17 protein-coding genes are annotated in these 22,006 nt (G+C 69.5%); 9 read left to right on the forward strand and 8 right to left on the reverse strand.

What is annotated here, in order from left to right; genetic code table 11:
• The first annotated feature begins 6 nt into the window (after positions 1–6).
• Genes NQ160_RS00490 through NQ160_RS00505 form a run of 4 tightly spaced genes read left to right on the forward strand, consistent with a single transcriptional unit; the run spans position 7 to position 4,380 of the window.
• On the forward strand, positions 7–741 hold the full coding sequence (locus NQ160_RS00490; protein WP_257513261.1) for a glycosyltransferase family 2 protein: 735 nt from the start codon (positions 7–9) through the stop codon (positions 739–741).
• Complete coding sequence (locus tag NQ160_RS00495) at positions 738–1,136, forward strand: DUF2304 domain-containing protein (protein WP_257513262.1); 399 nt, start codon at positions 738–740, stop codon at positions 1,134–1,136. Before NQ160_RS00490 ends, NQ160_RS00495 begins: the two co-directional genes overlap by 4 nt.
• On the forward strand, positions 1,133–2,398 hold the full coding sequence (locus NQ160_RS00500) for a hypothetical protein (RefSeq protein ID WP_257513263.1): 1,266 nt from the start codon (positions 1,133–1,135) through the stop codon (positions 2,396–2,398). The genes NQ160_RS00495 and NQ160_RS00500 overlap by 4 nt, the downstream gene beginning before the upstream one ends.
• A 35-nt stretch (positions 2,399–2,433) precedes the next feature.
• Entirely contained in the window at positions 2,434–4,380 is a 1,947-nt protein-coding gene (locus tag NQ160_RS00505) for a DUF6541 family protein (protein WP_257513264.1), read from the forward strand.
• On the opposite strand, the gene NQ160_RS00510 is transcribed toward NQ160_RS00505, so the two are convergent.
• From NQ160_RS00510 to NQ160_RS00525, 4 genes are read right to left on the reverse strand one after another with little or no spacing between them, the layout of a single operon-like run.
• Positions 4,348–5,478, reverse strand: coding sequence for a glycosyltransferase family 4 protein (locus tag NQ160_RS00510; RefSeq protein ID WP_257513265.1), 1,131 nt, complete (start codon positions 5,476–5,478; stop codon positions 4,348–4,350). The genes NQ160_RS00505 and NQ160_RS00510 overlap by 33 nt on opposite strands.
• Before the next feature lie 34 nt (positions 5,479–5,512).
• The gene (locus NQ160_RS00515) at positions 5,513–6,616 is read right to left on the reverse strand and encodes an acyltransferase family protein (RefSeq protein WP_257513266.1); all 1,104 of its coding nucleotides are present in this window, start codon (positions 6,614–6,616) and stop codon (positions 5,513–5,515) included.
• Positions 6,613–7,749: an NAD-dependent epimerase/dehydratase family protein gene (locus tag NQ160_RS00520; protein ID WP_257513267.1), complete on the reverse strand. Its 1,137-nt coding sequence runs from the start codon at positions 7,747–7,749 to the stop codon at positions 6,613–6,615. Before NQ160_RS00520 ends, NQ160_RS00515 begins: the two co-directional genes overlap by 4 nt.
• Before the next feature lie 36 nt (positions 7,750–7,785).
• The gene (locus NQ160_RS00525) at positions 7,786–8,673 is read right to left on the reverse strand and encodes a glycosyltransferase family 2 protein (protein ID WP_257513268.1); all 888 of its coding nucleotides are present in this window, start codon (positions 8,671–8,673) and stop codon (positions 7,786–7,788) included.
• Between the two features lie 86 nt (positions 8,674–8,759).
• Here NQ160_RS00525 and glf point away from each other — a divergent pair, with 86 nt between their 5' ends.
• Both glf and NQ160_RS00535 read left to right on the forward strand, forming a co-directional pair.
• Positions 8,760–9,896, forward strand: a complete 1,137-nt coding sequence (gene glf / locus NQ160_RS00530; protein WP_257513269.1) for a UDP-galactopyranose mutase — start codon at positions 8,760–8,762, stop codon at positions 9,894–9,896.
• Between the two features lie 38 nt (positions 9,897–9,934).
• Positions 9,935–11,929 (forward strand): acyltransferase family protein, encoded by a 1,995-nt coding sequence (locus NQ160_RS00535; protein ID WP_257513270.1) that lies wholly within the window; start codon positions 9,935–9,937, stop codon positions 11,927–11,929.
• A gap of 3 nt (positions 11,930–11,932) precedes the next feature.
• Here the strand turns inward: NQ160_RS00535 and NQ160_RS00540 are convergent, their stop codons facing one another.
• Complete coding sequence (locus tag NQ160_RS00540) at positions 11,933–14,035, reverse strand: acyltransferase family protein (RefSeq protein ID WP_257513271.1); 2,103 nt, start codon at positions 14,033–14,035, stop codon at positions 11,933–11,935.
• Positions 14,036–14,155: 120 nt separating this feature from the next.
• Between NQ160_RS00540 and NQ160_RS00545 the strand changes: the two genes are divergently transcribed.
• Positions 14,156–14,941: an ABC transporter permease gene (locus NQ160_RS00545; RefSeq protein WP_374113616.1), complete on the forward strand. Its 786-nt coding sequence runs from the start codon at positions 14,156–14,158 to the stop codon at positions 14,939–14,941.
• Positions 14,941–15,684 (forward strand): ABC transporter ATP-binding protein, encoded by a 744-nt coding sequence (locus NQ160_RS00550; RefSeq protein ID WP_257513273.1) that lies wholly within the window; start codon positions 14,941–14,943, stop codon positions 15,682–15,684. Before NQ160_RS00545 ends, NQ160_RS00550 begins: the two co-directional genes overlap by 1 nt.
• 24 nt (positions 15,685–15,708) lie before the next feature.
• Here the strand turns inward: NQ160_RS00550 and NQ160_RS00555 are convergent, their stop codons facing one another.
• Entirely contained in the window at positions 15,709–16,758 is a 1,050-nt protein-coding gene (locus tag NQ160_RS00555; protein WP_257513274.1) for a CAP domain-containing protein, read from the reverse strand.
• A gap of 87 nt (positions 16,759–16,845) precedes the next feature.
• Between NQ160_RS00555 and NQ160_RS24810 the strand changes: the two genes are divergently transcribed.
• Positions 16,846–20,244 (forward strand): glycosyltransferase, encoded by a 3,399-nt coding sequence (locus NQ160_RS24810; protein WP_257513275.1) that lies wholly within the window; start codon positions 16,846–16,848, stop codon positions 20,242–20,244.
• Here the strand turns inward: NQ160_RS24810 and NQ160_RS00565 are convergent.
• Together NQ160_RS00565 and NQ160_RS00570 are read right to left on the reverse strand one after the other, a co-directional pair.
• The gene (locus NQ160_RS00565) at positions 20,230–21,219 is read right to left on the reverse strand and encodes a glycosyltransferase family 2 protein (protein WP_257513276.1); all 990 of its coding nucleotides are present in this window, start codon (positions 21,217–21,219) and stop codon (positions 20,230–20,232) included. The two genes, NQ160_RS24810 and NQ160_RS00565, sit on opposite strands and share 15 nt — an antisense overlap.
• A 136-nt stretch (positions 21,220–21,355) precedes the next feature.
• Positions 21,356–22,003 carry a hypothetical protein gene (locus NQ160_RS00570; protein WP_257513277.1) on the reverse strand — a complete coding sequence of 216 codons (648 nt, stop codon included), beginning with the start codon at positions 22,001–22,003 and terminating at the stop codon, positions 21,356–21,358.
• Positions 22,004–22,006: the final 3 nt, after the last annotated feature.

Below are 22,006 nucleotides of genomic sequence, written 5' to 3' on the forward strand. Positions count from 1 at the left end.
TGTCCGATGTCCCGCTCTTCGACCGACCGCGTCCTCGTCATCGTGCCCGCATGGAACGAGGCGGGCATCGTGGGTGCCACGGTTCGTGAGATCCTCGCCACCGAGGGGCCGTACGACGTCGTCGTGATCGACGACGGGTCCACCGACGACACCGCGGCCCAGGCCCGTTCCGCGGGTGCGACCGTCTTGCCGCTGCCGTTCAACATGGGGGTGGGTGGGGCGATGCGCACCGGTTTCACCTACGCCCAACGGCACGGCTATCGCCGAGCGATCCAGGTCGACGCCGACGGCCAGCACAATCCGGCCGACATCGAGAAGGTGCTGGCAGGACTGCAGGATGCCGACATCTCGATCGGGGCCCGCTTCGCCGAGGTCGGCGATTACGAAGCACGAGGTCCGCGCCGCTGGGCGATGAGGTTCCTCGCCGGAACGGTGTCGCGTGTGGCGCGCACCCGCCTCACCGACGTGACGAGCGGTTTCCGCGCCGCGGGTCCCCGCGCGATCGACCAGTACGTGCGGTACTACCCCGCCGAATACCTGGGGGACACCGTGGATTCCCTCGTGAGCGCGCTGCATGCCGGCCTCACGGTGACCCAGGTCCCCGTGGCTATGCGACCGCGCGCACACGGGACCCCGAGCCAGCGCCCGCTCGGCGCAGCCGTCTACCTCGTCCGGTCCGTGTTCGCACTCAGCCTCGCGCTGATGCGCGGCCGACGCAGCGCGGAGGAGGCGCCCGCGTGATCCTCATCATCTCCGGCTTGGTCTTCGGGCTCGCCGTCCTCGGTCTCATCCTCGTGCTGCTGCTGCGCCGTCAGCTGCGGGAGAAGTACGCGACGCTCTGGCTGCTCATCGGCATCGCTTTCCTGGTCCTCGCCCTCTTCCCGGAGCTTCTCCTCGGTCTGTCCGCAGCGCTCGGGGTGGCGGTGCCGTCGAACCTCCTGTTCGCGCTCGCGATCGTGCTCCTCATCGGCGTGGCGCTGCACCTGTCGTGGGAGCTCTCTCACGCTGAGGATGAGGTGCGGCGGGTGGCCGAGGACGTCGCCATTCTGCGCGCCGAGGTCGAACAGCTCCGTTCCACCCCCTCTCCGGGAGCACCCGGTGAGTCGGACCCCGGCGCACAGAACCCGGCGGAATGAGCTCACAGGCGGCCCCGGGGCGGGGCCTGGTCGGCATCCTGGCGGCCACCGCGGTGGCTGGGCTGCTCGGGTACGTCGTACAGCTCGCCGCCGGCATCCTGCTCGTCGACGCCGACCAGTACGTCGCCTTCGCCGCCTACTGGTCCCTGCTCTATCTGCTCGTGTCGGCGATGTCGGGCGTCCAGCAGGAGGTGACCCGGGCCGCTGCACCACGACGCGCCGGCGCCGCCTCCGCGGGCAGAGTGCTCCGGCGCTACGCCCTGCCCCTGGTCGTCGCTGTCGTCGTGGTGGTCGTGGCGATCACGATCGCACAGATGGCTACGGCGGGCGCCGTCCGCGGAGTGATCACAGGCGCCGCGCTGCTCGTCGGGGCGTGCGGGTATCTGGTCGTCGCCATCCTCTCCGGTGTGGTTTACGGGCTGCAGGTCTGGTCTGCGGCGGCGCTGCTGACGCTCGTGGATGCGGTCGTCCGGGCGGCGCTCGTCGTGTCGGCGCTGCTGCTCGGAGCGGATGCCGCCGTGCTCGAGGTGCTCGTCTCCGTCCCGTTCGTGCTGGCAGCGGGCGTGGTCTGGCTCGTATACCGGGGCCGCGTCAGAGGGCGTCTGGGGATCGACGTCGACACCGGTCGCCTGCTTCGCAACACCACCCACACGGTGGCCGCCGCCACCGCGATGGGCCTCATGATCACCGGGCTTCCGCTGCTGATGGGGGTGGCGTTCTCCGCGGAGCCCGCCGAGGTGACCGCCGCCCTCATCTTCACCATCACGGTGACACGCGCTCCGATCGTGGTCCCGCTCCAGGCGCTGCAGAGTTATCTGGTGGCTCGACTGAGGGACGGAGGGGGAATCGTGCCGCGCCGGCTCGCTGCGCTGCTGGCCGCGGCGCTGGCCGCCACCGGGGTGCTCGCCCTCGCAGGTGCTCTCATCGGGCCGCCGGTGATCGCGTTCATCACGTCGGACCGGTTCATGGTGACTCCGGCCCTCGTGGCCGCCATCGTCGGTGGCGCCGCGCTGGTGGGTCTGCTGACCGTGACGGGGGCTGCGGTGCTGAGCGCCGGCCGCCACGTGGCCTATTCGACCGGCTGGATCGCGTCCGCAGTGCTGACGGTGGTCTTCCTGCTCGCGCCGGGATCGTATGACGTCCGCCTCGTGATGGCCATGATCATCGCGCCCATCGCCGGAGTCGCCCTGCACGGGGTCGTGCTGTGGCGAGCCGCGCGACGGCGAGGGAGCGCTCAGGGATCCGGCGACGCCGTGCAGTAAAGTCTTTCCGGGCCACGAGCTGAGGAGTTCCCGAATTGTCCTATGTCGCCTTCGTGCCCACTGCGGTGGTGTGCGCTCTCGTGCTCGTCGTTCCCGGGCTCGTGCTGGGGATCGCTCTGCGGCTGCGGGGCATCTGGCTCGCCGCTACGGCGGCGCCGCTCGGGCTGACCGCACTGGCCACGGCGGCGATCGCGGCGCCTGCGGTCGGCATCCCCTGGGGGCCCTTGCCGGTCGTTGCGGTCACGCTCGTGGCCGCCGTGCTGATCGCGATCGTCGTCACCCTCGTGCCGGCGACCCGGCAGACGCGCACGGGCGCACGTGGCGCCTGGTGGCCGGTCATCGTCGCCGTGATCGCGGCGGGATCGCTCATCGCGTTCCAGCTCGTGCGCGTGGCAGGTTCGCCGGAGGCCTTCTCGCAGTCGTATGACAACGTCTTCCACCTGAACGCGGTGCGCTGGGTGATCGACACCCAGAGCGCATCGCCCTTCACCCTGGGACGCATGACCTCACCCGAGGGTGCTCTCGGGTTCTATCCGAGCGCCTGGCATGGGCTCACGGCGCTGACCGTGGGGCTCACCGGGGTGTCGATCCCGGTGGCGATCAACGCGGTGAGCTTCGTCGCGGCCTGCGCAGTCTGGCCGCTGGGGGCGGTGCTCCTGACCCGCACGCTCTTCGGCGGACGCCCGGTCCTCACCGTCGCGGCCGGCATCTTCGCGGCAGCCTTCCCCGCATTCCCTCTGCTGCTGCTCAACTACGGCGTGCTGTACCCGATGTTTCTCTCCTATGCCGTGCTCCCGGTGGCCGTGGCCGCTCTCGTGGGCCTGGTCGGCGTGGTGCGCGCTCCGGACGGCCTCGGCCGGTGGCCCGCGCTCCTCGTCCTGGTGGGCGTCGTGCCGGGCATGGCGGTGGCCCATCCCGGCGGCCTCGTGTCGCTCCTCGCCTTCTCCGTGCCGATGGTGGTCGTCGCAGCCGTGCAGGCCTTCCGCTCCGGGCTCGAGCGCTCCCGCAGGTGGCTGCTCATCGGTGCGCTGGCCGCCTATGCCGTTCTGGGTTTCGTGGCGCTGGGTATCGTGCGCCCGCCGGCCGACCAGATCTACTGGCCGATCGCCGAGAGCATCGGACAGGCGGTCGGCGAGGTGCTCACCGCCTCGGTCTACTTCATGCCGGTAGCCACGGTCGTGGCGGTGTTCTCCGTGGTCGGCATCGTCGCAGCGGTGCGGCGTCGCGACGCCCTGGCCTGGACGGCGCTGGGCCTCTGGGTGATGGCGGGCGTGCTGTACGTCGTCGCCGCCGCCAGCACGAGCGAGACGCTGCGGCTGCTGATCACGGGGCCCTGGTACAACAACATCCCCCGGCTCGCCGCCCTGTACCCGCTCGCCACGCTGCCGCTGGCAGCCCTCGGCGTGCAGAGCACAGCGGATGCGGCGAAGAGAGCGTGGGAACGCCGTCGCGCCCCGCTGCGGCGCCCCGTCGTCGTCGGCGTGGCGCTCGTCGCGGGTGCCGCGCTCGCCGTCGGCACGCAGGGCGCCGCGATCCGCGACGCCGTGGATCAGGCCAGGGGCGTGTACGCCATCTCGGACGAGTCATGGATGCTGACACCTGACGAGCTCGAGATGTTCCGTCTCGTGGCCGAGACGGTACCGGAGGACGAGCTGGTCGGCGGCAGCGCGTGGACCGGTGCGGGGCTGGCGTACGCATTCGCGGGGCGCCCGGTCCTCATGCCGCACCTCCTGATGGACATCGACCCCGACATGCGGCTCTTCCTCGAGGGATTCGACTCGGCCGACGCGGGCGATCCGGCGTGCGAGGCCACCGAACGGCTCGAGGTGAAGTGGGTCCTCGACTTCGGCGACCAGCAGATCAACAACCACGATCAGGTCTTCGAAGGCCTGGACGAACTCGAGGAGTCCGACAACGTCGAGCTCGTCGAGAGGATCGGCGAGGCGGCGCTATACCGCGTGGTCGGCTGCGGACTGTCCTGAGACAGGCATCCCGAGCGCCTTCTCGAAGCTCCTGCGTGTCTCCTCGGCCGTGCGGTGCCAGGTGAATCCGGCCGCGCGGGCCCGCCCTGCGGCGGTCATCGACTCGCGCAGCTGCGCGTCGGAGGTCACCCGCCGGAGCAGCTCAGCGAGCATGGCGTGGTCGTCCGGGGCGAAGAAACGGGCTGCTTCGCCGGCCACGTAGCGGTGTACGCGGATGTCGCTGAGGAGCACCGGGATGCCGGCACCCATCGCTTCCAACGTGGGCAGCGAGAAACCTTCCGCGTACGAGGGGATCACGAGCGCATCGGCCGTCGAATACAGGTGGCGCATTTCGTCGTCGTCCACCCAGCCGCGCAGGTCCACGCTGTCCTGCAGGCCGAGTTCGCGCACGAGTGGCGCAAGTGGGTCCTCGCCCCGTCCTCCCGTGATCACGACACGGGGACGCTCCTGCGGGGGCAGCAGCGCGGCGGCGCGGATCAAGGCGTCCCAGTTCTTGTGCGGCCGGCGGTTTCCCATCGCCACGACCATCGGACCCTCGGACCCGGCGAGGGAGCGGTCGACCCCTTCCGGTGCCGAGCCGGCGAGCGGGATCACATCGAGCTTGCGGCGATCCACGCCGAGGTACTTCACGATCTCGTCGGCCGATTCCGGACTGATCGTGACGATGCGCTCCGCGTTGCGGGCGGCGAGCTTCTCCATCAGCTTCACCGGCGCCGTGTACAGCGGTGTGGACATGTACTCGGGGTGGCTCCAATAGAGCATGTCGTGCATGGTGACGACGGTGGGCATAGCCGTCTTCCGCGGCCCCAGCGTCGCCGGCGCGTGCACGAGATCGGCACCGGCTGCGCGTGCAGCGCGCGCGACCTGCGTGAGCTCGCCCCAGGCCCATGCGAACCGGTTCTCGCCGCTGATCCCCGACTCGATGATGCGTCCGGGAAACCATGAGCGGTCCAGCAGCGCACCTTCCTTGCTCAGGTACCCGACGTACTCCCAGTCTCCGCCGAGGGTGCCGAGTGCGCGGTACAGCTCGCGCGTGTAGGTCTCCATGCCGCCTTTGGTTCCGGAGTACGAGAGAAGGTCGACCAGAACTCGAGGCATGGTCACCCAGCATACCAAGGCGGGCAGAGAGCGATCAGGCGCGCTGGATGTCGCCGGGGAGCATCTCCGGAGGACGGAGGGGCTCCTTGCTGGGCCTGGCCCAGGCCATCGCGCGTCGCTCGACGAGGGTCCAGCTCAACCACGCCAGCATCAGTGTCACCGCGGCGGCCGCGAGCATGTACAGACCCAGTCCCCATGCCCCCACGCCCACCAGGACGAGCAGCTGCTGAACAGGCCACGCGTAGATGTAGAAGCCGTAACTGACGTCGTTGCGGGCGATGAAGGCCGGCTGCGGCACGATCGCCGAGAGCCACAGCAGTCCGTAGGCCAGCAGCGGCGCGGCCGCCTGTCCGCCCCAGTGGGGCACGCCGACGATGAGCAGCCCGGCCAGCACCAGGCTCGCGACGCCCAGGACCGGGCTGATCCCGGAACGCTCGACGATGAAGTACACGAACGCCCCGCCCAGGAAGAACGGCGCGAGCTTCGCCAGGAGCACGAAGCTGCCGTCCAAGCCGAGCCGCTCCGCGGCGGGGATGGCGATCCACACGAACAGGCTGAGGACGTAAACGACACCGGCCAGCGCGGCATTTCGCCGGTACAGGGCGAGACCGCCCAGCAGCCAGACGATCATGTAGCAGCAGAACTCGAAGAACAGCGTCCACAATGAGCCGTTCCAGGCGCCCGGGTAGGGCACGGACTGCAGCGTCGTGCCGATCGTATAGGTGTCGATGTAGAGCGTGACGTTCGACCAGATGTACTGCAGCGGCGTGACCGGCGTGGTGAGGAAGCCTGCCAGCGTCCCGTGCTCGATCAGTGCGGCCAGCGGGGCGAAGACGAACGCCGTCACGACGAGGCAGACCAGGAAGGCGGGGAAGATCCGAGCGATCCGGTGAAGGAGGTACGCGGCGGGAGTGGTGCGCAGCCGGCTGCGGGTGATGAGGAAGCCGCTGAGGACGAAGAACCCGGCGACGGCCCACCCGCCCAGGTTTTCGCCCTGGATGTGGGGACCCTCGCCCGCGCCGGTGATGTAGTACGAGTGCGCGACGAGTACGAGAGCCGCCAGGATGAGGCGGAACATGTTGAGGCTGTTCGCGCGGTACGGGTAGGGCGTGCTGTGCAACAGCGTGCGCAGGCTCACTTCAGGAGATTCCGCGCCGCCATCTCGTCCAGCGAACGCTGATAGGCGTCGCCTTCGACCGGCTCCTGCAGCACCCATTCCGCGAAGGCGCGGACGCCGTCCTCGAACGCGACGGCGGGGGTGAACCCGAGGACCTCGCGCAGGCGCGTCGTGTCCGCGATGTTGTGACGGATGTCGCCCAGCCGGTAGTTGCCGGACACCCGCGTGGGGACTTCGGTGCCGTAGGCGGCGAAGAGGGCCTCGACGACCTGCAGCACCGTGGTGGGCACCCCCGAGCCCACATTGAACACGCCGCCGGCGGCTTCGGGGCGGACGGATGCCAGGAACGTCGCCTCCACGACATCGTCGATGTACACGAAGTCACGCGACTCCAGGCCGTCCTCGAAGATGTTGATCTCTTTGCCCTGGCGGATCAGAGTGGAGAAGATCGACAGGATGCCGGTGTACGGGTTCTTGAGCGATTGGCCGGGCCCGTAGACGTTCTGGTACCGGAGCGCGACTGGCTCGATGCCGATCGTCGGCGACACCGTCATGATGAGCGATTCCTGCATCTGCTTGGTGATGCCGTAGACGCTCGACGGGTGGAGCTTCGCGTCCTCGGCCGTCGGGATGACGGTCAACGGCCCTTCGCCGGCCATGTGGACCTCGAAATCCCCCGCGGCCATCTCCTCATCGGACCGGTGGGGAGGAAAGACGGTGCGGCCGTCTTCGGTGAGGTAGGAGCCCTCGCCGTAGATGGAGCGGGATGACGCGATCACGAGCCTGCGCACCGAGTGCTCGGTGTTGGCGAGCAGATCGAGCAGCTTCGCGGTGCCGCCGACATTCGTCTCGACGTAGCGGTCGATCTCGTACATCGACTGCCCGGTGCCCGTCTCCGCGGCGAGATGGACGACCACCGTCGCCCCCCGCAGCGAGCGGGTCAGGTCTTCGGCAGATGTCACGCTGCCGTGGATCACCTCGGCGATTCCGTCGAGCGACCGCAGCAGCGGCGATGTGCGCGCCGGGTCGTCCCCGTGGACCTGGGGAATGAGGGCGTCGAGCACGGTGACCGTGTGCCCGCCGGCCACCAGCCGCGCCGCGAGGCGCGATCCGATGAAGCCGGCCCCGCCGGTGATCAGGACATGCTCCGCCATCTGGTGCTCCTGCGTTCGAGGTCGCGGTCCGCCGCGTCAGAGGAAGACGTGGGCCAGCGTCGATCTTATCCCGGCACCTGTGCCGTGACGCAGAAGCCCGGGGAGCTCCGCCATCGCGTGCAGTCGGGAGAACAGCCGCAGGTGCGCCGCCGACGCGGTGCGCCGCCAGCCCTTCGCCTGCGCGAGCCCACGTGCCTGGCGGTAGTACGAACGCTCATCGCGGAAGCGTCGGCCGTCGAGCAGGGCCTTCTGGGAGGCCGACCCGCCGTGCCTGCGGTAGGAGAACACGACCGTCGGGTTGTAGGCGAGGGTCCCGTCCTCGAAGGCGATGTCCATCAGCAGCGCCAGATCCTGGATGATCGGCAACCCGTCGCGGAAGTCGATCCGACGCAGCGTCGCGGTGCGGAAGGTCAGCGACGGCCAGTAGAGCCAGTCGCCGCGGATCAAGCTGGTGGCCATCGCCTCGCCGCGAAGCACCGCGATGCCGTGGCCGCCCCTCGGTGCCAGCACGCCCTGCTTCACCCGGTCGACCAGCGGGCGGATCGAGGTGCCGTGCTCGTCGATGACGTCGACACCGGGCTGGATCACGTCGGCATCCGGCACCGCCGCGATGGTCCGGCTGATCACGTCGACATAGTCGGGATGCAACAGGTCGTCGCACCCGAGGATCGTGATGTAGGGCTGCGTGGCGCGCCGGATCGCTTCACGGTAGTTCTCGGTGATGCCGAGGTTCTCGGCGTTGCGGGTGTAGGTGACGCGGTCATCGTCCAGCTCTTGGAACCACGCGGGGACGGCGTCATCCGGATAGCAGTCGTCGATCACCTCCAGGCGCCAGTCGGGGTTGCGCTGGGCACGCACCGAGTCCACGGTGCGGAACAGCAGGTCGGGGTCGCCCCAGTACGGGATGAAGATCTCGAGAGTCATGGCCCTCCCAGCCTACGAAATCGCCGCCCGATAGACTGACGCGGATCGGCGAACCGCCGTCGCCCCGACACGAAAGCACTCCCTCCATGGACCTCCTGATCGTCGGCTCCGGCTTCTTCGGCCTCACTATCGCCGAGCGAGCGGCCGCTGCCGGCCGCCGCGTCACCGTCATCGACCGCCGCCACCACATCGGGGGCAACGCGTACAGCGAAGACGAAGTGACCACAGGCATCGAAGTGCACCGATACGGTGCGCATCTGTTCCACACCTCCAACGCGACGGTCTGGGAGTACGTCAATCGCTTCACCGCGTTCACGGACTACGTGCACCGTGTGTACACCAACCACAAGGGGGTCGTGTTCCCCCTGCCGATCAACCTCGGCACCATCAACCAGTTCTTCCAGGCCGCCTACTCGCCCGACGAGGCGCGCGCGCTGATTCAGGAGCTCGCCGGCGAGTTCGACCCGCGCGACGCGCGCAACCTGGAGGAGCGTGCCGTCGGGCTCATCGGGCGGCCGCTGTACGAGGCCTTCATCCGCGACTACACCGCCAAGCAGTGGCAGACCGATCCCAAGGACCTGCCGGCCGAGGTGATCAGCCGATTGCCCGTGCGCTACACCTACGACAACCGCTACTTCAACGACACCTGGGAGGGCCTTCCCGTCGACGGGTACACGGCGTGGCTGGAGCGCATGGCCGACCACCCGAACATCGACGTGAAGCTCAACGTCGACTTCTTCGACGTCTCGCAGCCGCTGAGCAAGCAGGCGACGGTGGGGCGGCTTCCCATCGTGTACACCGGTCCGATCGATCGGTACTTCGACAACGTCGAGGGTGAGCTCTCGTGGCGCACGCTCGACTTCGAGGAGGAGGTGCTCGATGTCGGCGACTTCCAGGGCACGTCCGTCATGAACTACGCGGACGCCGACGTCCCGTACACCCGCATCCACGAGTTCAAGCACTTCCACCCGGAGCGATCTGATCGGTATCCCGCCGACCGCACGGTGATCATGCGCGAGTTCTCGCGATTCGCGACCGGCCAAGACGAGCCCTACTATCCCGTGAACACCGCGACGGACCGTGAGCGCCTGCGCCGGTACCGTGAGCTGACCAAGGGTGAGGCCGACGTGCACTTCGGCGGTCGGCTGGGCACGTACCAGTACCTCGACATGCACATGGCGATCGGCTCAGCGCTGTCCATGTGGAACAACCAGCTGGCGTGATGTCCGACGTCGTCTCTGTACGCTCCGCCCCCAGCGGGATGCGCAGGAGACGTGCGAGTCCGCGGCGCGCCGACGTCGACGGGCTGAGGGCGCTGGCCATCGCCCTCGTCGTGGTCTACCACGTCTGGTCGATGCGCGTGTCGGGAGGCGTCGACGTCTTCCTGATGATCTCGGCGTACTTCCTGACCGCCTCGTTCATCCGCCGGGCCGAGCGGGGCGCGCCTCTGCGACTGGGTTCCTACTGGCTCGGTCGGTTCCGACGTCTTCTGCCGGCGGCCGCCGTGACCCTTCTCGGCATCCTGGCGTTGGTGTGGGCGTTCTTCCCTTCGGCCCAGTGGGCGGATCTGCGGCGTCAGACGTGGGCGTCGCTCTTCTACGTCGAGAACTGGGACCTCGCGGCGTCAGCCGTCGACTACTACGCCCGCGACACCGTGCTGCCCAGCCCGCTGCAGCACTTCTGGTCGCTGTCGGTGCAGGGCCAGGTCTTCGTGCTGTGGCCGTTGCTGATCCTGGCCACCCTGGCGATCGCCCGGCGGATGTCGACGTCACCGCGCAGGGCACTCATCGTGCTGTTCACCGCGGTGTTCATCGCGTCCCTGACGTATTCGATCATCACCACGGCCACCAACCAGGCGTTCGCCTACTTCGACACCTTCGCCCGGCTGTGGGAGTTCTCCCTGGGCTCGCTGCTGGCGCTGCTGGCCCCGTGGATCCGCTTGCGCGGCGTCATCGCGGTCATCCTCGGCTGGGTGGGCCTGACGGCACTCATCCTGTGCGGCGTGCTGCTCGACGTTCAGGGCGGGTTCCCCGGCTACCTCGCCCTCTGGCCGACCCTCGCCGCGGCAGCGGTGATCGTCTCCGGTGACGCCGCGCCGCATTCGGGTCCCGCGCGCCTGCTGTCCACAAGGCCCCTGCAGCGCCTGTCGGGGATCGCCTACGCCCTCTACCTCGTGCACTGGCCCGTGCTGATCACCTACATGCTGGTGACCGATTCCACGCAGGTTGGCCTGCTTGCCGGGGCGGGAATCATCGCGGTCTCGATCGCCCTGGCATCCCTCATCACCCGAGCCGTCGAGAAACCCGTGCAGCGTGCGCTCGCGGACGCGCCGCAGCGGCGCGCCGTCGTCGCGGTCATCGCGTGCGTGGGCCTGGTCGCCGTTCCGCTGGCCTCCTGGCAGGCAGCGGAGGCGATCCGGAACGCAGCGACGGCCTCGCAGACCAACCCGGGGGCCGCGGTGCTCTACGATCCGCCCGCGCGCGAACCGGCACCCGACGCGCCGCTGGTTCCGCTGGGCACCGACGTCGGCGACGAATGGGTGGGGCTGGCGGGGGAGTGTGCGGGTGAGCTGGCCCCGGCGCGCAGCGCCCTCGAGGGGACCTGCGTGTCGACCCGCACCCCGCACGCGCAGCGCACCGTCCTGGTGGCGGGCGACTCGCACGCCCAGCAGTGGATGGGCGCTCTCGAGCCGCTGTCGGAGCGCGAGGGGTGGCAGATCGTCGCCCTCCTCAAAGCGGGGTGTGCGCTCGCGGAGGATGAGAAGCCCGTGCCGGGCGTGGAGGGTTGCGCGTCGTGGCGCGAGGCCGTGCTCGATTACGCGGCCGATCTGCAACCGGACCTCGTCGTGCTCATGGCGACGAAGTCCGTGCCCGACGACGACGATGAGCGGATGCTGCGCGGCGTCGGCCGCACCATCGAACGACTGCGGCAGTCGGGGGCGCCGGTGCTGGCGCTGCGTGATAACCCGCGGTTCGACGAGGACATGTTCGTGTGCGTCGAGGACAACGGTCGCGACGACCCGGTCTGCTCGCGCGATCTCGCGGATGTGATGTCGGCGGTGAATCCCGCATCGCGTCTCGCCGACGAGGGCGTCGCGGTCGCCGACCTCACGGCGTACCTCTGCCCGAACGGGACCTGCCCCGCCGTCATCGGAGGCGTGGTGGTGTATCTCGACGACAACCACCTCACCCGCTCGTATGCTCAGACGCTGGCGCCCCGAGTGCGTGAGGAGATCGCCCGTCTCACCGGATGGTGAGAGTCAGCCGCCCACACCAGAGGCACGGAGCCGCTCGGTGAGGGTGGGGGCGAGACTTGCTGCGAAGGACCTCGTCAGGTGGTTGTCGTCGGTGTATACGATCAGGCCGCCGATTCGCCACAGGCAGCGATCAGGGGTGCAGAACAGGTCGGTCATATCGATGGTCGGCGCCGCCGCGCGGTCCGCTGCCGCGCGCATGGGGTCGGCGAAGTCGGCGGCGGCGCGAGGCAGGTCGCAGTCGCGCGCGCTCGGGGTGGCGAGGCAGTCGATCGCTCCGGGTGCTCCCAACTCCGGCGTCCCGCGCACCTCCGGCGGGTCCGCCAGCACGATCACGTTCTTGCCCGCCTGCTGGAGCGTGCGGATCGTCGCCTCGACGGCTTCGGCGCTGAGCGGGTGGTCTGCCGGGTCGTCGGAGACGTACAGGCGGGTGCGGTTGGTGAGGACGACGTCGGTGATCGAGGGGTCGGAGACCAGTGCGTCCAGGACGGCGGCCGTCGGCTGCGGGCAGAGCTCGCCTCCGACGGGGTCGAAGCCCCACGGGCCGCCGATGGGGTCGGCGGACACCAGGGGGCAGCCGGATACCAGGAACGTCGACAGCCCCCATCCCTCGCTCTCCGCCGCTCGCTCGAATGCCTCGACCCACCGGGTCGCGTGGGAGTCCCCGACGAGCGCGACGCGCGTCGGGCTCTGCGCGTCGACGAGGTCGCATCGTCGGTGGGATGCGAGCTCCACCGTGATCTCGCACGCTTGCACCTCCTCCGTCGGGAGGTCGGCGGCGAAGGAGGCGACAGGTGCCGCCATCGGCACCTGATCGGCAGGGCCGCAGCTCGGGTCGGTCATCGCGGAGGCGCCCCAGCAGGCGTCGGGCTTCGCGGCGGTCGTCGGCGGCGGTGGAACCGTGGCGAGGGCGAGCGGAAGCGCCAGAGCCGTCACGGCCGTCATCGCCGCAAGCGTCGACAACAGCGAGCGCCTTGCTGCACCACGGGCGAGCCAGGGAAGGGCGCGCACGGGGTCCTCCACGAGGGTCTTCGACGCCCATCCCAGCAGCAGGGAGGCGCACAGCACCGCGAGTGCCTCCCAGGTCGAGAGCCGGTGCCCCGTGATGTAGGGCAGCAGGACGATGAGTGGCCAATGCCACAGGTACACGCCGTAGGAGACGTCCCCCACGAACTGCACCGGCCGCAGGGCCAGCAGACGCGTCGGTGCAGCGGCGACGGACGGAGTGCCTGCTGCGATGACCAGCACCGTCGCCAGCACAGGCAGAGCGGCGGTGAACGAGGGAAACGGCGTCGTCGCGTCGTAGAGCACCATCGTGGCGCCGATGGCCGCGAAGCCGAGCCATGACGCAGCGGCCGCCGGGCGAGGGGAGAACCATGCCGGCCGCCGGCGCAGGCCGAGCGCCAGCAGGGCGCCCGCACCGAACTCCCACGCGCGTGTGAAGGTGGAGTAGTACGCGACGTCCGGGTCGGTCGCGGTGAACACGACCGAATAGACGAAGCTGCCCGCGGTCGCCGCCAGTATCAGGGCCGTGATGCCGACCATACCGCTGCGTCGCAGGCGGCCGGCGACCGCTGCGCCGCCGACGAGAAGCACGGGCCAGAGGATGTAGAACTGCTCCTCGACACCCAGGGTCCAGAAGTGCTGCACCGGGGAGGCCGTGTTGGACATCGCCATGTAGTCGACGGATTGAGCGGCCATCGCCCAGTTCTGCACGTAGAACGCCGACGCGATGATCTCCCAGCCGAACTGCGACCAGCGGGTCAGGGGGACCCAGAGATACGTCGCAGCCGCCGTAAGTGAGAGTACGAGGAGCGATGCCGGCAGCAGACGCCGCGCGCGCCGTGCCCAGAACGAGGCCAACGATATCCGCCCGCGGGCGGCGTACTCCCGCAGGAGGTGATCGGTGATGAGGTAGCCGGAGACGACGAAGAAGACGTCCACTCCGATGTACCCGCCCGTCAGGCGGTGCGGCCACAGGTGGAACAGCAGCACCCCCATGACCGCCAGCGCCCGGAGTGCCTGGATCTCCTGACGTGCAGGGGGCTTCGCTTCGAGGGCGCGTGGTCTGCGCAGCGGCAGATCGAGAAGCGTGGAGAACCGGGTCACAGGCATCCGCAGGGGTGTGGGGGACGAAAGCACTTCAGGTTACGCGATCACCCTGTGTCGAGGCGTGGTCGCTGGGCGATTCCCCGGTTCCCGCACAATAGGATCGACCGTGTGAGTTCAGTGCGGACAGTCGGCGCCCCGGGGTCGCTGCGCCGTTACGTCCACTCGTTGTGGCTTCTGACCGCGCGCGACCTCAAGGTGAGGTACGCGACCAGCCTTCTCGGCTACGTGTGGTCGGTGCTGGATCCGCTGGTGATGAGCGCCATCTACTGGTTCGTGTTCACCCAGGTCTTCCAGCGCACGGTGGGCGCTGAGCCTTACATCGTGTTCCTCATGACGGCGCTGCTGCCGTGGGTGTGGTTCAACGCCGCGGTCTCCGACCTCACGCGCGCCTTCAACAAGGACGCGAGGCTGGTGAGGTCCACGGCCATTCCGCGATCGATCTGGGTGAACCGCATCGTCCTGAGCAAGGGCGTCGAGTTCCTCTGCTCCCTGCCGGTGCTGGTGGTGTTCGCGGTGTTCGCCGGGGCGCAGGTGGGGTGGGGGCTGCTGTGGTTCCCCGCCGCGGTGCTGCTGCAGGCGGCGCTTCTGGTGGGCCTCGGACTGCTCGTCGCCCCGCTGTGCGTGCTGTGGTCGGATCTCGAACGCACAACCCGGTTGATCCTCCGCGCGCTGTTCTACGCTTCACCGGTCATCTACGGCGTCGCGGATCTGCCGGAGCCCTTCCGGGATCTGGCTGTGTTCAACCCGCTCGCCGGCATCTTCACGATGTATCGGGTCGGATTCTTCCCCGAACAATGGGACACCCCTGCCGTCGTGATGTCCGTGGTGATGACGGTGCTTTTCCTGGTGCTGGGGATCTTCTCGTTCCGGCGGCTCGAGCCGTCGGTGCTGAAGGAGCTGTGATGGCGAAGGTTGTCGCCATCGAGGCTGTGGACCTGGGCGTCCGCTTCCGGCGTGGCCGGCGGGGTCGGCGCAGCATCAAGGACCTGTTCGGCGGCTCCCGCCGACGCACCCCGCCCGGTGACTTCTGGGCCCTGCGCGACGTGTCGTTCACCGTGCAAGCGGGCGAGGCCATCGGCGTCGTCGGGCGCAACGGCCAGGGCAAGTCCACGCTTCTGAAACTGGTGGCAGGGGTGCTGCTGCCCGACACCGGCCGTGTCGACGTCCACGGTGGTGTGGCCCCTCTCATCGAGATCACGGGCGGCTTCGTCGGCGATCTCACCGTGCGGGAGAACGTGCGCCTGACGTCGGGTCTGCACGGGATGCCGCGTGCGGAGGTTGCCCGCCGCTTCGACGACATCATCGGGTTCGCTGAACTGGAGGAGTTCGTCGACACCCCCTACAAGCATCTCTCCAGCGGAATGAAGGTGCGCCTGGCGTTCGCGGTCGTGTCGCAGCTCGAGGAGCCGATTCTGCTCGTCGACGAGGTCCTGGCTGTCGGTGACAAGGCCTTCCGTGAGAAGTGCTATCGGCGCATCGACGAGCTGCTCGCGGAGGGACGGACGCTCTTCTTCGTCAGTCACAACGAGCGCGACCTGCGTCGTTTCTGCACCCGTGGGCTCTACCTCGACAAGGGCAGACTCGTCCTCGACGCGCCGATCAACGAGGTGCTCGACCGATACAACGCCGATTACACCTCGGGGTGAGCCTGCTCGCCGTCGGCCGCCCGCTCACCGGGAGGCGTCGGCGCGTCGGAGGAACGCCGCCATCGCGTCGCGCGTCACCGTCGCATACGGGCGGAATTCGCGGTTGCCGCCCACCTCCCAGCCGGTCGAAATGCCGGCGCCGCCGAGCCAGGCGATCGCGGTGTGGAATGTGTTGCTGGGAGGCACGTCGACGAACGGGGCCGACGCCGACGCCGTCGCCCCGGCCGCGAGCGAGCGGTGCAGGAATGCCGCCATCGCGTCGCGCGTGATGGTGTCGGCCGGGCGGAAGCGGCGGGTCCCGTCCGCGTCGGTCCATCCGGTGGAGATGCCCTCGTCGGCCAGCCAGGCGATCTCCCGATAGAAGGGGTGCGTCGTCGCCACGTCGGCGAAGGGGGAGGTCGTGGGCGCGGTGAAGCGTGGCGACCCGGCGTAGCGGTAGAGGAACGCGGCCATCGCGTCGCGTGCCACTCCGGTCCAAGGCTGAAAAGCGCGCAGGCCGGATCCGACCGGGTACCCGGTGGTGATCCCCCGGCCGGCCAGCCAGTGGATGTCGGCGGCGAACTCGCTGCGGAAGGCCGACCCGCTCCGCGAGCTGACGTCCACGAACACCATTCCGCTGTCGGGGACGTACGAGGCGAAGTTCTGGGTGTAGTAGGGCCGGCCGGCCGAGGAGAGCGCATAGCCGATGCCCAGGTGGGTGGCCGTGGGCGCGAGGATGTTTGCGCGGTGCCCCGCCGAGTTCATCCAGGCATCCACCACGTCTGAGACCCGCTGGCCGTAGGCCACGTTCTCGGAGGCGCTGCGCCAGCCCGCGGGGTACCGCGTGTGGTAGCCGGTGCAGTGCTCCATCCGCTGGGCATTCGCCTGCTGCTGCGAACAGCTCTGCGCGATCGAGTCGAGCGCAGGCAGGGGGAGCACAGGGTTCAGGCCGTGGGCGGCGCGATGGGCGTTCGTCTCGGCCAGGATGACGGAACGCGCGTCCACCGTCGGATCGGCGGAGGCAGGAGAAGGAGCGGCGAGCGCGCCGGCGACGACGATGAGGGCGAGTGCGGCGGCGATGCGGCGGTGCGGCAAGGAGTCTCCAACTCGTCGGGGCGCCGTCCATGCTAGGGGTTCGCCCGTGCCGGCTGCGCGCGGACGGCCCGGATAGAGTGGTGGACTGTGCCTTCCGTAGCCGACATCGCCATCATCGTCACGGTGCACCACGAGGGCCGCTTCCTCGTGCCGACGCTCCGCTCGCTGGGCCGCTGCATCGTCGAAGCGGCGCCGGCACGGGTCGAAGTGGTCATCGTCGGCGATCGCATCGACGAAGCGACCCGGAGCGCCGTGGATCAGGCGCTGCGTAGCGGGGCGTTGAGTGCCGCAGAGCGCGTCGAGGTCATCGACGTGGATCATGGCGACCTCTCCCTCGCCCGAAACGACGGCATCGCCCGTTCCCAGGCCTCGGCCGTCGGCGTGCTGGACGCGGACAACCTGCCCTCCGGCAACTGGCTCGCGCATGCCCACGCCCTGCTGTCCGCGCAGGACGTCCCGTCCGTCGTGCATCCAGAACTCGTGGTGACGTTCGGCGCCAAACGCGAGGTCTGGCCGCTCATCTCCTCGGTGTCGCCGCAGTTCCAGCGCGGATGGCTGGCCTGGTTCAACCCCTGGGACGCCTTCGTTCTGGCCGACCGTCGCGTGTTCGAACGCTACCCCTACCGCCCTTCTCCGCCCGGGGGCGGATTCGGCCCCGAAGACTGGGCCTGGAACTGCGACACGCTCGCCGGCGACGTCCCGCACGTCGTCGCCGCCGGGACCACGCTGTTCTACCGGGCGTCGCCGCATGGACTGGCCGCGGCGCATCACGCGAGCCTGCTGCCGCGCAATGAGCTGCTCTCGAGTCGCGCCGTCGCCGTCGAGGCGCTGCAGCGGATCGGAGCGTCGGCCGCCGCGCCCGGACGTCCGGCGAGGCGACGGCACCCCGTCGGACGGGCGCTGAGCCTGGCGCGGCGCACCGCAGCCTACCTGGCGCGCCCGGTGCGCGAGAGGCTGCGCCGACCCGCCCCTCCCGTGGCGATTGCGGACGATCTCGCCGCACGCCGCGACGACTGGTCGAAGGCTCACGAACTGCAACCGGAGATCCCCTTTCCGTCGGATGACACCCTGCGGGGATACGGCCGCTGGGGAACGGACTGGGGAACGACCTTCCTTCCGGAGCAGCGCGCCTACTGGTCGGCCATTGCCGCACTGCCGGAACAGATCGACGTGCTCTTCATTGCCCCCTGGCTGCGCACAGGGGGTGCCGACCTGCTGACGGCGCAGTACATCGCTGCCGTGCGCCGCACCCGACCGGATGCCACGGTGGCCCTCATCACGACCGAGCCGGAGCCGTCGACGCGCCTCGGCGCGCTGGAAGGCGTCACCGTGTTCGAGCTGGGCCGGTTCGAACTGCTGCCGCAATTCGGTGTGCGGGTCCTCGGCCAGATCATCGCGCAGCGCCGCCCCGGCACCGTGCACGTCGTGAACTCGACGCTTGGGTTCGACGTGGTCGACGTGTTCGGGGCCCCGCTCGCGCAGCACTCGGATCTCTTCGTCTCGACCTACGTCCTCGACAGGCTTCCCGACGGCACGATGTGGTCCTTCCTGCACCACCGGTCCCGGGATTTCTACCGGCACCTCGCCGGAGTGCTGACCGACAACGCGAAGCTGGTCCGGCACATGGCGTCTGCCGAAGGGGCGCCGGAGGATGCCTTCGTCGTCCATCCCGCAGCCGTGCAGGAGCCCGACCTGGGCCTTCGTGCCCGCCCACTGACGGCGGACGCCCCTCTGCGCGTCGTCTGGGCAGGACGGTTCGATCGTCAGAAGCGCCTCGACCGGCTGGTCCCCATCGCGGAGGCGCTGCGCGGGCTTCCCGTGGAGTTCCACGTGTACGGAGACGCCGTCATCGGGGATGACCCTGCCCTCACGTCGACCCTCGACCGGCTGCGGAGCATCGGGGCGGTGCTGCATCCGCCCTACACGTCCGGGTTCGCCGAGATGGCGCGTGAGGGCGGCGAGGTGCTGCTGCTGACCAGCGATCGCGAGGGGCTGCCCAACACCGTTCTCGAGGCGATGTCCAGTGGGATGCCGGTGGTCGCTCCCGACGTCGGTGACATCGCGCGCGTGGTCACCACGGCCACCGGCTTCCTCGTCGGCGACCCCGAGGACACCTCGGGGTACGTGGCTGCCCTCACCCGAATCGTCGAGGACTTCCCCGAGGCGCTGGCGCGGGCGCGGAGAGGGAGGGAGCGGGTTATGGCGGACTTCTCGGCGGCGCGTCTCGATGCGACCCTCGAGGCGCTGCCCGGATACCTGCCGCGGGCCGAGGGGGGGAGGGCTGCCGCGCACCACTGGTACACCGACGACGCGACCCGTCGGCTGCTGGAGTCCGGGGACCCGGTGACGCTGGTGTACACCGGCTCCAACGGCCACTCCAACTTCGGCGACATCCTGCAGAACAAGAACATCCTCGATTACTGGACGCAGCGGCCCGACCGCACTCCGGTGCTGTTCCTGCCGGCGTTCGCCGGTGACCCGGGCGAACGGGTGGCTTCGCTGCGCCGGTGGTTCGATTGCCCGCATATCGTCCTTTTCAGCGACCGGCGTCGCGACGCCCCCAAGGGACTGCGGGAGATCCGGCCGCCGGTCACCGGTGCCCCCCTGCACGTGGTGGGCGGGGGTTACCTGAACGCGATGTGGGGGAGCGAGCACTTCTCGGCCATCGACGCGATCGCGACCGACCTGGGGGCCTCGCAGGTGGTCTTCACAGGGCTGCAGGTCGATGATGCCGCGCTGAGCGGCTTCCGGCGGCTCGCTGAGCGCCACCGGGTGCCCTTCATCGGGCTGCGGGACAGCACATCTCTGGCACGCGTGAGCAAAGGTCTGGACATCCCCGCCGTCGATACCTTCGACGACCTCACCGAAGTGCTCGAGGACTGGGCGGGACCATCCGCCGTGCGCCCGCGGTCACCCGACGGCGGTCTGCGCGTGGCCGTCCACATGAACACCTCCGGCTATGCCGGCGGCGAGGAGGCGCTGTCGGTGTGGCGCGAGGCGCTCGAGAGTGTCGCTCAGCTGGGGCCCGACGAGGTCTATCTGCTCAACGCCTACGCCGACGCCCGCTCGGAGGTGCAGGATACGCTGCGCACGATGGCCGCGCTGGCGGAGGATTTCCCCTTCGGCCGCGTCACCGTCATAGACCTGGCGGGTGCTGCGCTGGGCTACACCGCGGGGTCGGGCCTTCCACCGGTGCTGGAGCCGCTGCGCACCGTGGACTTCGCCCTGTCGTCCTCGTACCACACTGCGCTCATGATGACGTTCCTCGGCGTGCCGACGTACCTCATGGGGGCCAATGCGTACTTCGGGCAGAAGGCGGAGCTGTTCCGCCTCCCGCCGCTGGCGGACTTCCTGACCGATCCGGCCGCGTCCCTGCCTGATCTCAGCGCGCAGCGCCTGCGGCGTCGCGCGTGGGTCGCCGAGCTCGACGAGATGACCTTCGAGGCGCCGGCGTCCGGCGACGCGGACTCGTCAGCCGCGCCGTAGCAGGCGGCGAAGACACCGCTTCACCGTGGCGCCGACCGAGTAGTACTGGGCCTCGCGATGGATGGCGTCCCGCATCTCGCGGCGCAGCGCCTCGAACTGTCGGGACGATGCGGCGGCGACCTCGTCCTGGCGCGCGCGCATGCGCTCCTCCATCTCGTGGAGGCGTTCATCGAGGAACTTCGACAGGTACAACAGCGATCCGAGCCCGTGCGAGGACAGATCCTCGCGCAGCGCGCGGTCCCGCACGATCCGGTCGTAGCGGAAGTGCAGATCCGTCGCGCCGTGCACGCTGTTGGCCAGGGAGCCGTCGCGGTGATCGGGGCGCTGATGCCAGTAGGCGAGGGGATCGCCGGCGAGGTAGGCGATCGGACCGGCCAGCGCCAGCCGCAGATTGAACTCCCAGTCGCCCACGACAGGAAGAGCCTCATCGAATCCGCCGATCTCCTCCAGCGCGCGTCGCCGCACAAGCAGGCCGATCGGGACGACCCGGTTCGACAGGATGAGGTCGAACACCGTGACGACGTCTCCCGGTGGGGTGAACATCCAGCGGTCGAACTCCTCGATGTGCCCACCGACGACGCGCTCCATGATCACCTCGGTGGGTACGGCGACGCCCACGAGAGCCTCGTCTGCGTCGAGTGCTCCCGTCGTCGCTTCGAGGAAGTCGGGTCGCCAGGTGTCGTCGTCGTCGTGGATCGCGATGTACGCGCCTGTGGTGGCCTGCACTCCGCGGTTGGACGCGCCTTCCATCCCGAGTGAGTGCTCGTGGTGGATCACCCGGCAACGACCCGCGAAGTCGTCCGCGCGGGCGGCGACGAGATCGTCGACCGGGGCGGGGGATCCGCCGTCGTTGACGACGACGGCTTCCCAGTCTGCGATCGTCTGCATCAGGATGTCGTCGAGGGCGCGTGCCAGCAGATGCGGCCGGTCCTTCGTACGGATGATGATGGAGACGCGCGGTTGAGCCATGGACATCGGCACCACCTCGTGTCGGGTTCAGGATGGGGTCCGCTTCGAGCCTAGCCGAGCGAGGGGAGACGTCTGCCCCCCTCGCCGTCGGACACGATCGGTCGGTCACGTCGCGCCAGCGCCGACGGTCGTCGGACCGGGCTCAGCCGCCTGTTCCCGCAATCCCCTCGAGGTCACGAAGGGAGTCCTCCAGAGCGGCGAGTGCGGATCCTGCGGCGTGTGAATCGCCCGTCGCCCATGCGTCCGACACCGACCGCAGGCCCGCCTCGGCGGCGCCCAGAGCGGAGGCCCAGGCGCGGCTCTTGACCTCGGGAACGGGGAAGGAGCGCAGCGGGCCGGCCGCAGCGAAGAGCCGATCCGCAGCAGGGAGGGCGGAGGGGTCATCCCGCAGGATCCGCTGCAGCAGTGACGACTCCTCCCTCAGGCTGTTCACCGCGTTCGAAGCGAGCGCGGTGAACTCCGCGTCCTGTCGCGCCTGCTGGACCTGCTGCGCCGCCGCGGCCGTTGCCGCCGCAGTTGCGTCTTCTTCGGTCGCAGGCGCGCTGGCCTCGCCCGTGGCCGCCTGCGCGGTGACGTCGGCTGCGCCGTCCGCACCGGCCGTCGGGTCGGCGCCCGGGAGCGCAGACTGCTCATCGGCCGCGCTGCCAGATGCGGGAGCGAGGGCGTCGGTGGCCCATGCCACCGCCGTCCCGCCGCACATCAGCAGCAGGGCGAGCCCCGCCGCGGCATACGCGGGACGGGGTCGTGCACTGCGGCGGCGCGGTCGGCGGGCTTGCGTCTCGTCGATCATGAG

Source organism: Microbacterium sp. zg.Y909, from assembly GCF_024626565.1.

Bases quoted from the DNA above. Each gene is read 5' to 3' on its own strand.
- NQ160_RS00490 (WP_257513261.1), top strand. From the start codon at position 7: ATGTCCCGCTCTTCGACCGACCGCGTCCTCGTCATCGTGCCCGCATGG.
- NQ160_RS00500 (WP_257513263.1), top strand. From the start codon at position 1,133: ATGAGCTCACAGGCGGCCCCGGGGCGGGGCCTGGTCGGCATCCTGGCG.
- NQ160_RS00510 (WP_257513265.1), bottom strand. From the start codon at position 5,478: ATGCCTCGAGTTCTGGTCGACCTTCTCTCGTACTCCGGAACCAAAGGC.
- NQ160_RS00520 (WP_257513267.1), bottom strand. From the start codon at position 7,749: ATGGCGGAGCATGTCCTGATCACCGGCGGGGCCGGCTTCATCGGATCG.
- NQ160_RS00525 (WP_257513268.1), bottom strand. From the start codon at position 8,673: ATGACTCTCGAGATCTTCATCCCGTACTGGGGCGACCCCGACCTGCTG.
- glf (WP_257513269.1), top strand. From the start codon at position 8,760: ATGGACCTCCTGATCGTCGGCTCCGGCTTCTTCGGCCTCACTATCGCC.
- NQ160_RS00535 (WP_257513270.1), top strand. From the start codon at position 9,935: ATGCGCAGGAGACGTGCGAGTCCGCGGCGCGCCGACGTCGACGGGCTG.
- NQ160_RS00550 (WP_257513273.1), top strand. From the start codon at position 14,941: ATGGCGAAGGTTGTCGCCATCGAGGCTGTGGACCTGGGCGTCCGCTTC.
- NQ160_RS00565 (WP_257513276.1), bottom strand. From the start codon at position 21,219: ATGTCCATGGCTCAACCGCGCGTCTCCATCATCATCCGTACGAAGGAC.
- NQ160_RS00570 (WP_257513277.1), bottom strand. From the start codon at position 22,003: ATGATCGACGAGACGCAAGCCCGCCGACCGCGCCGCCGCAGTGCACGA.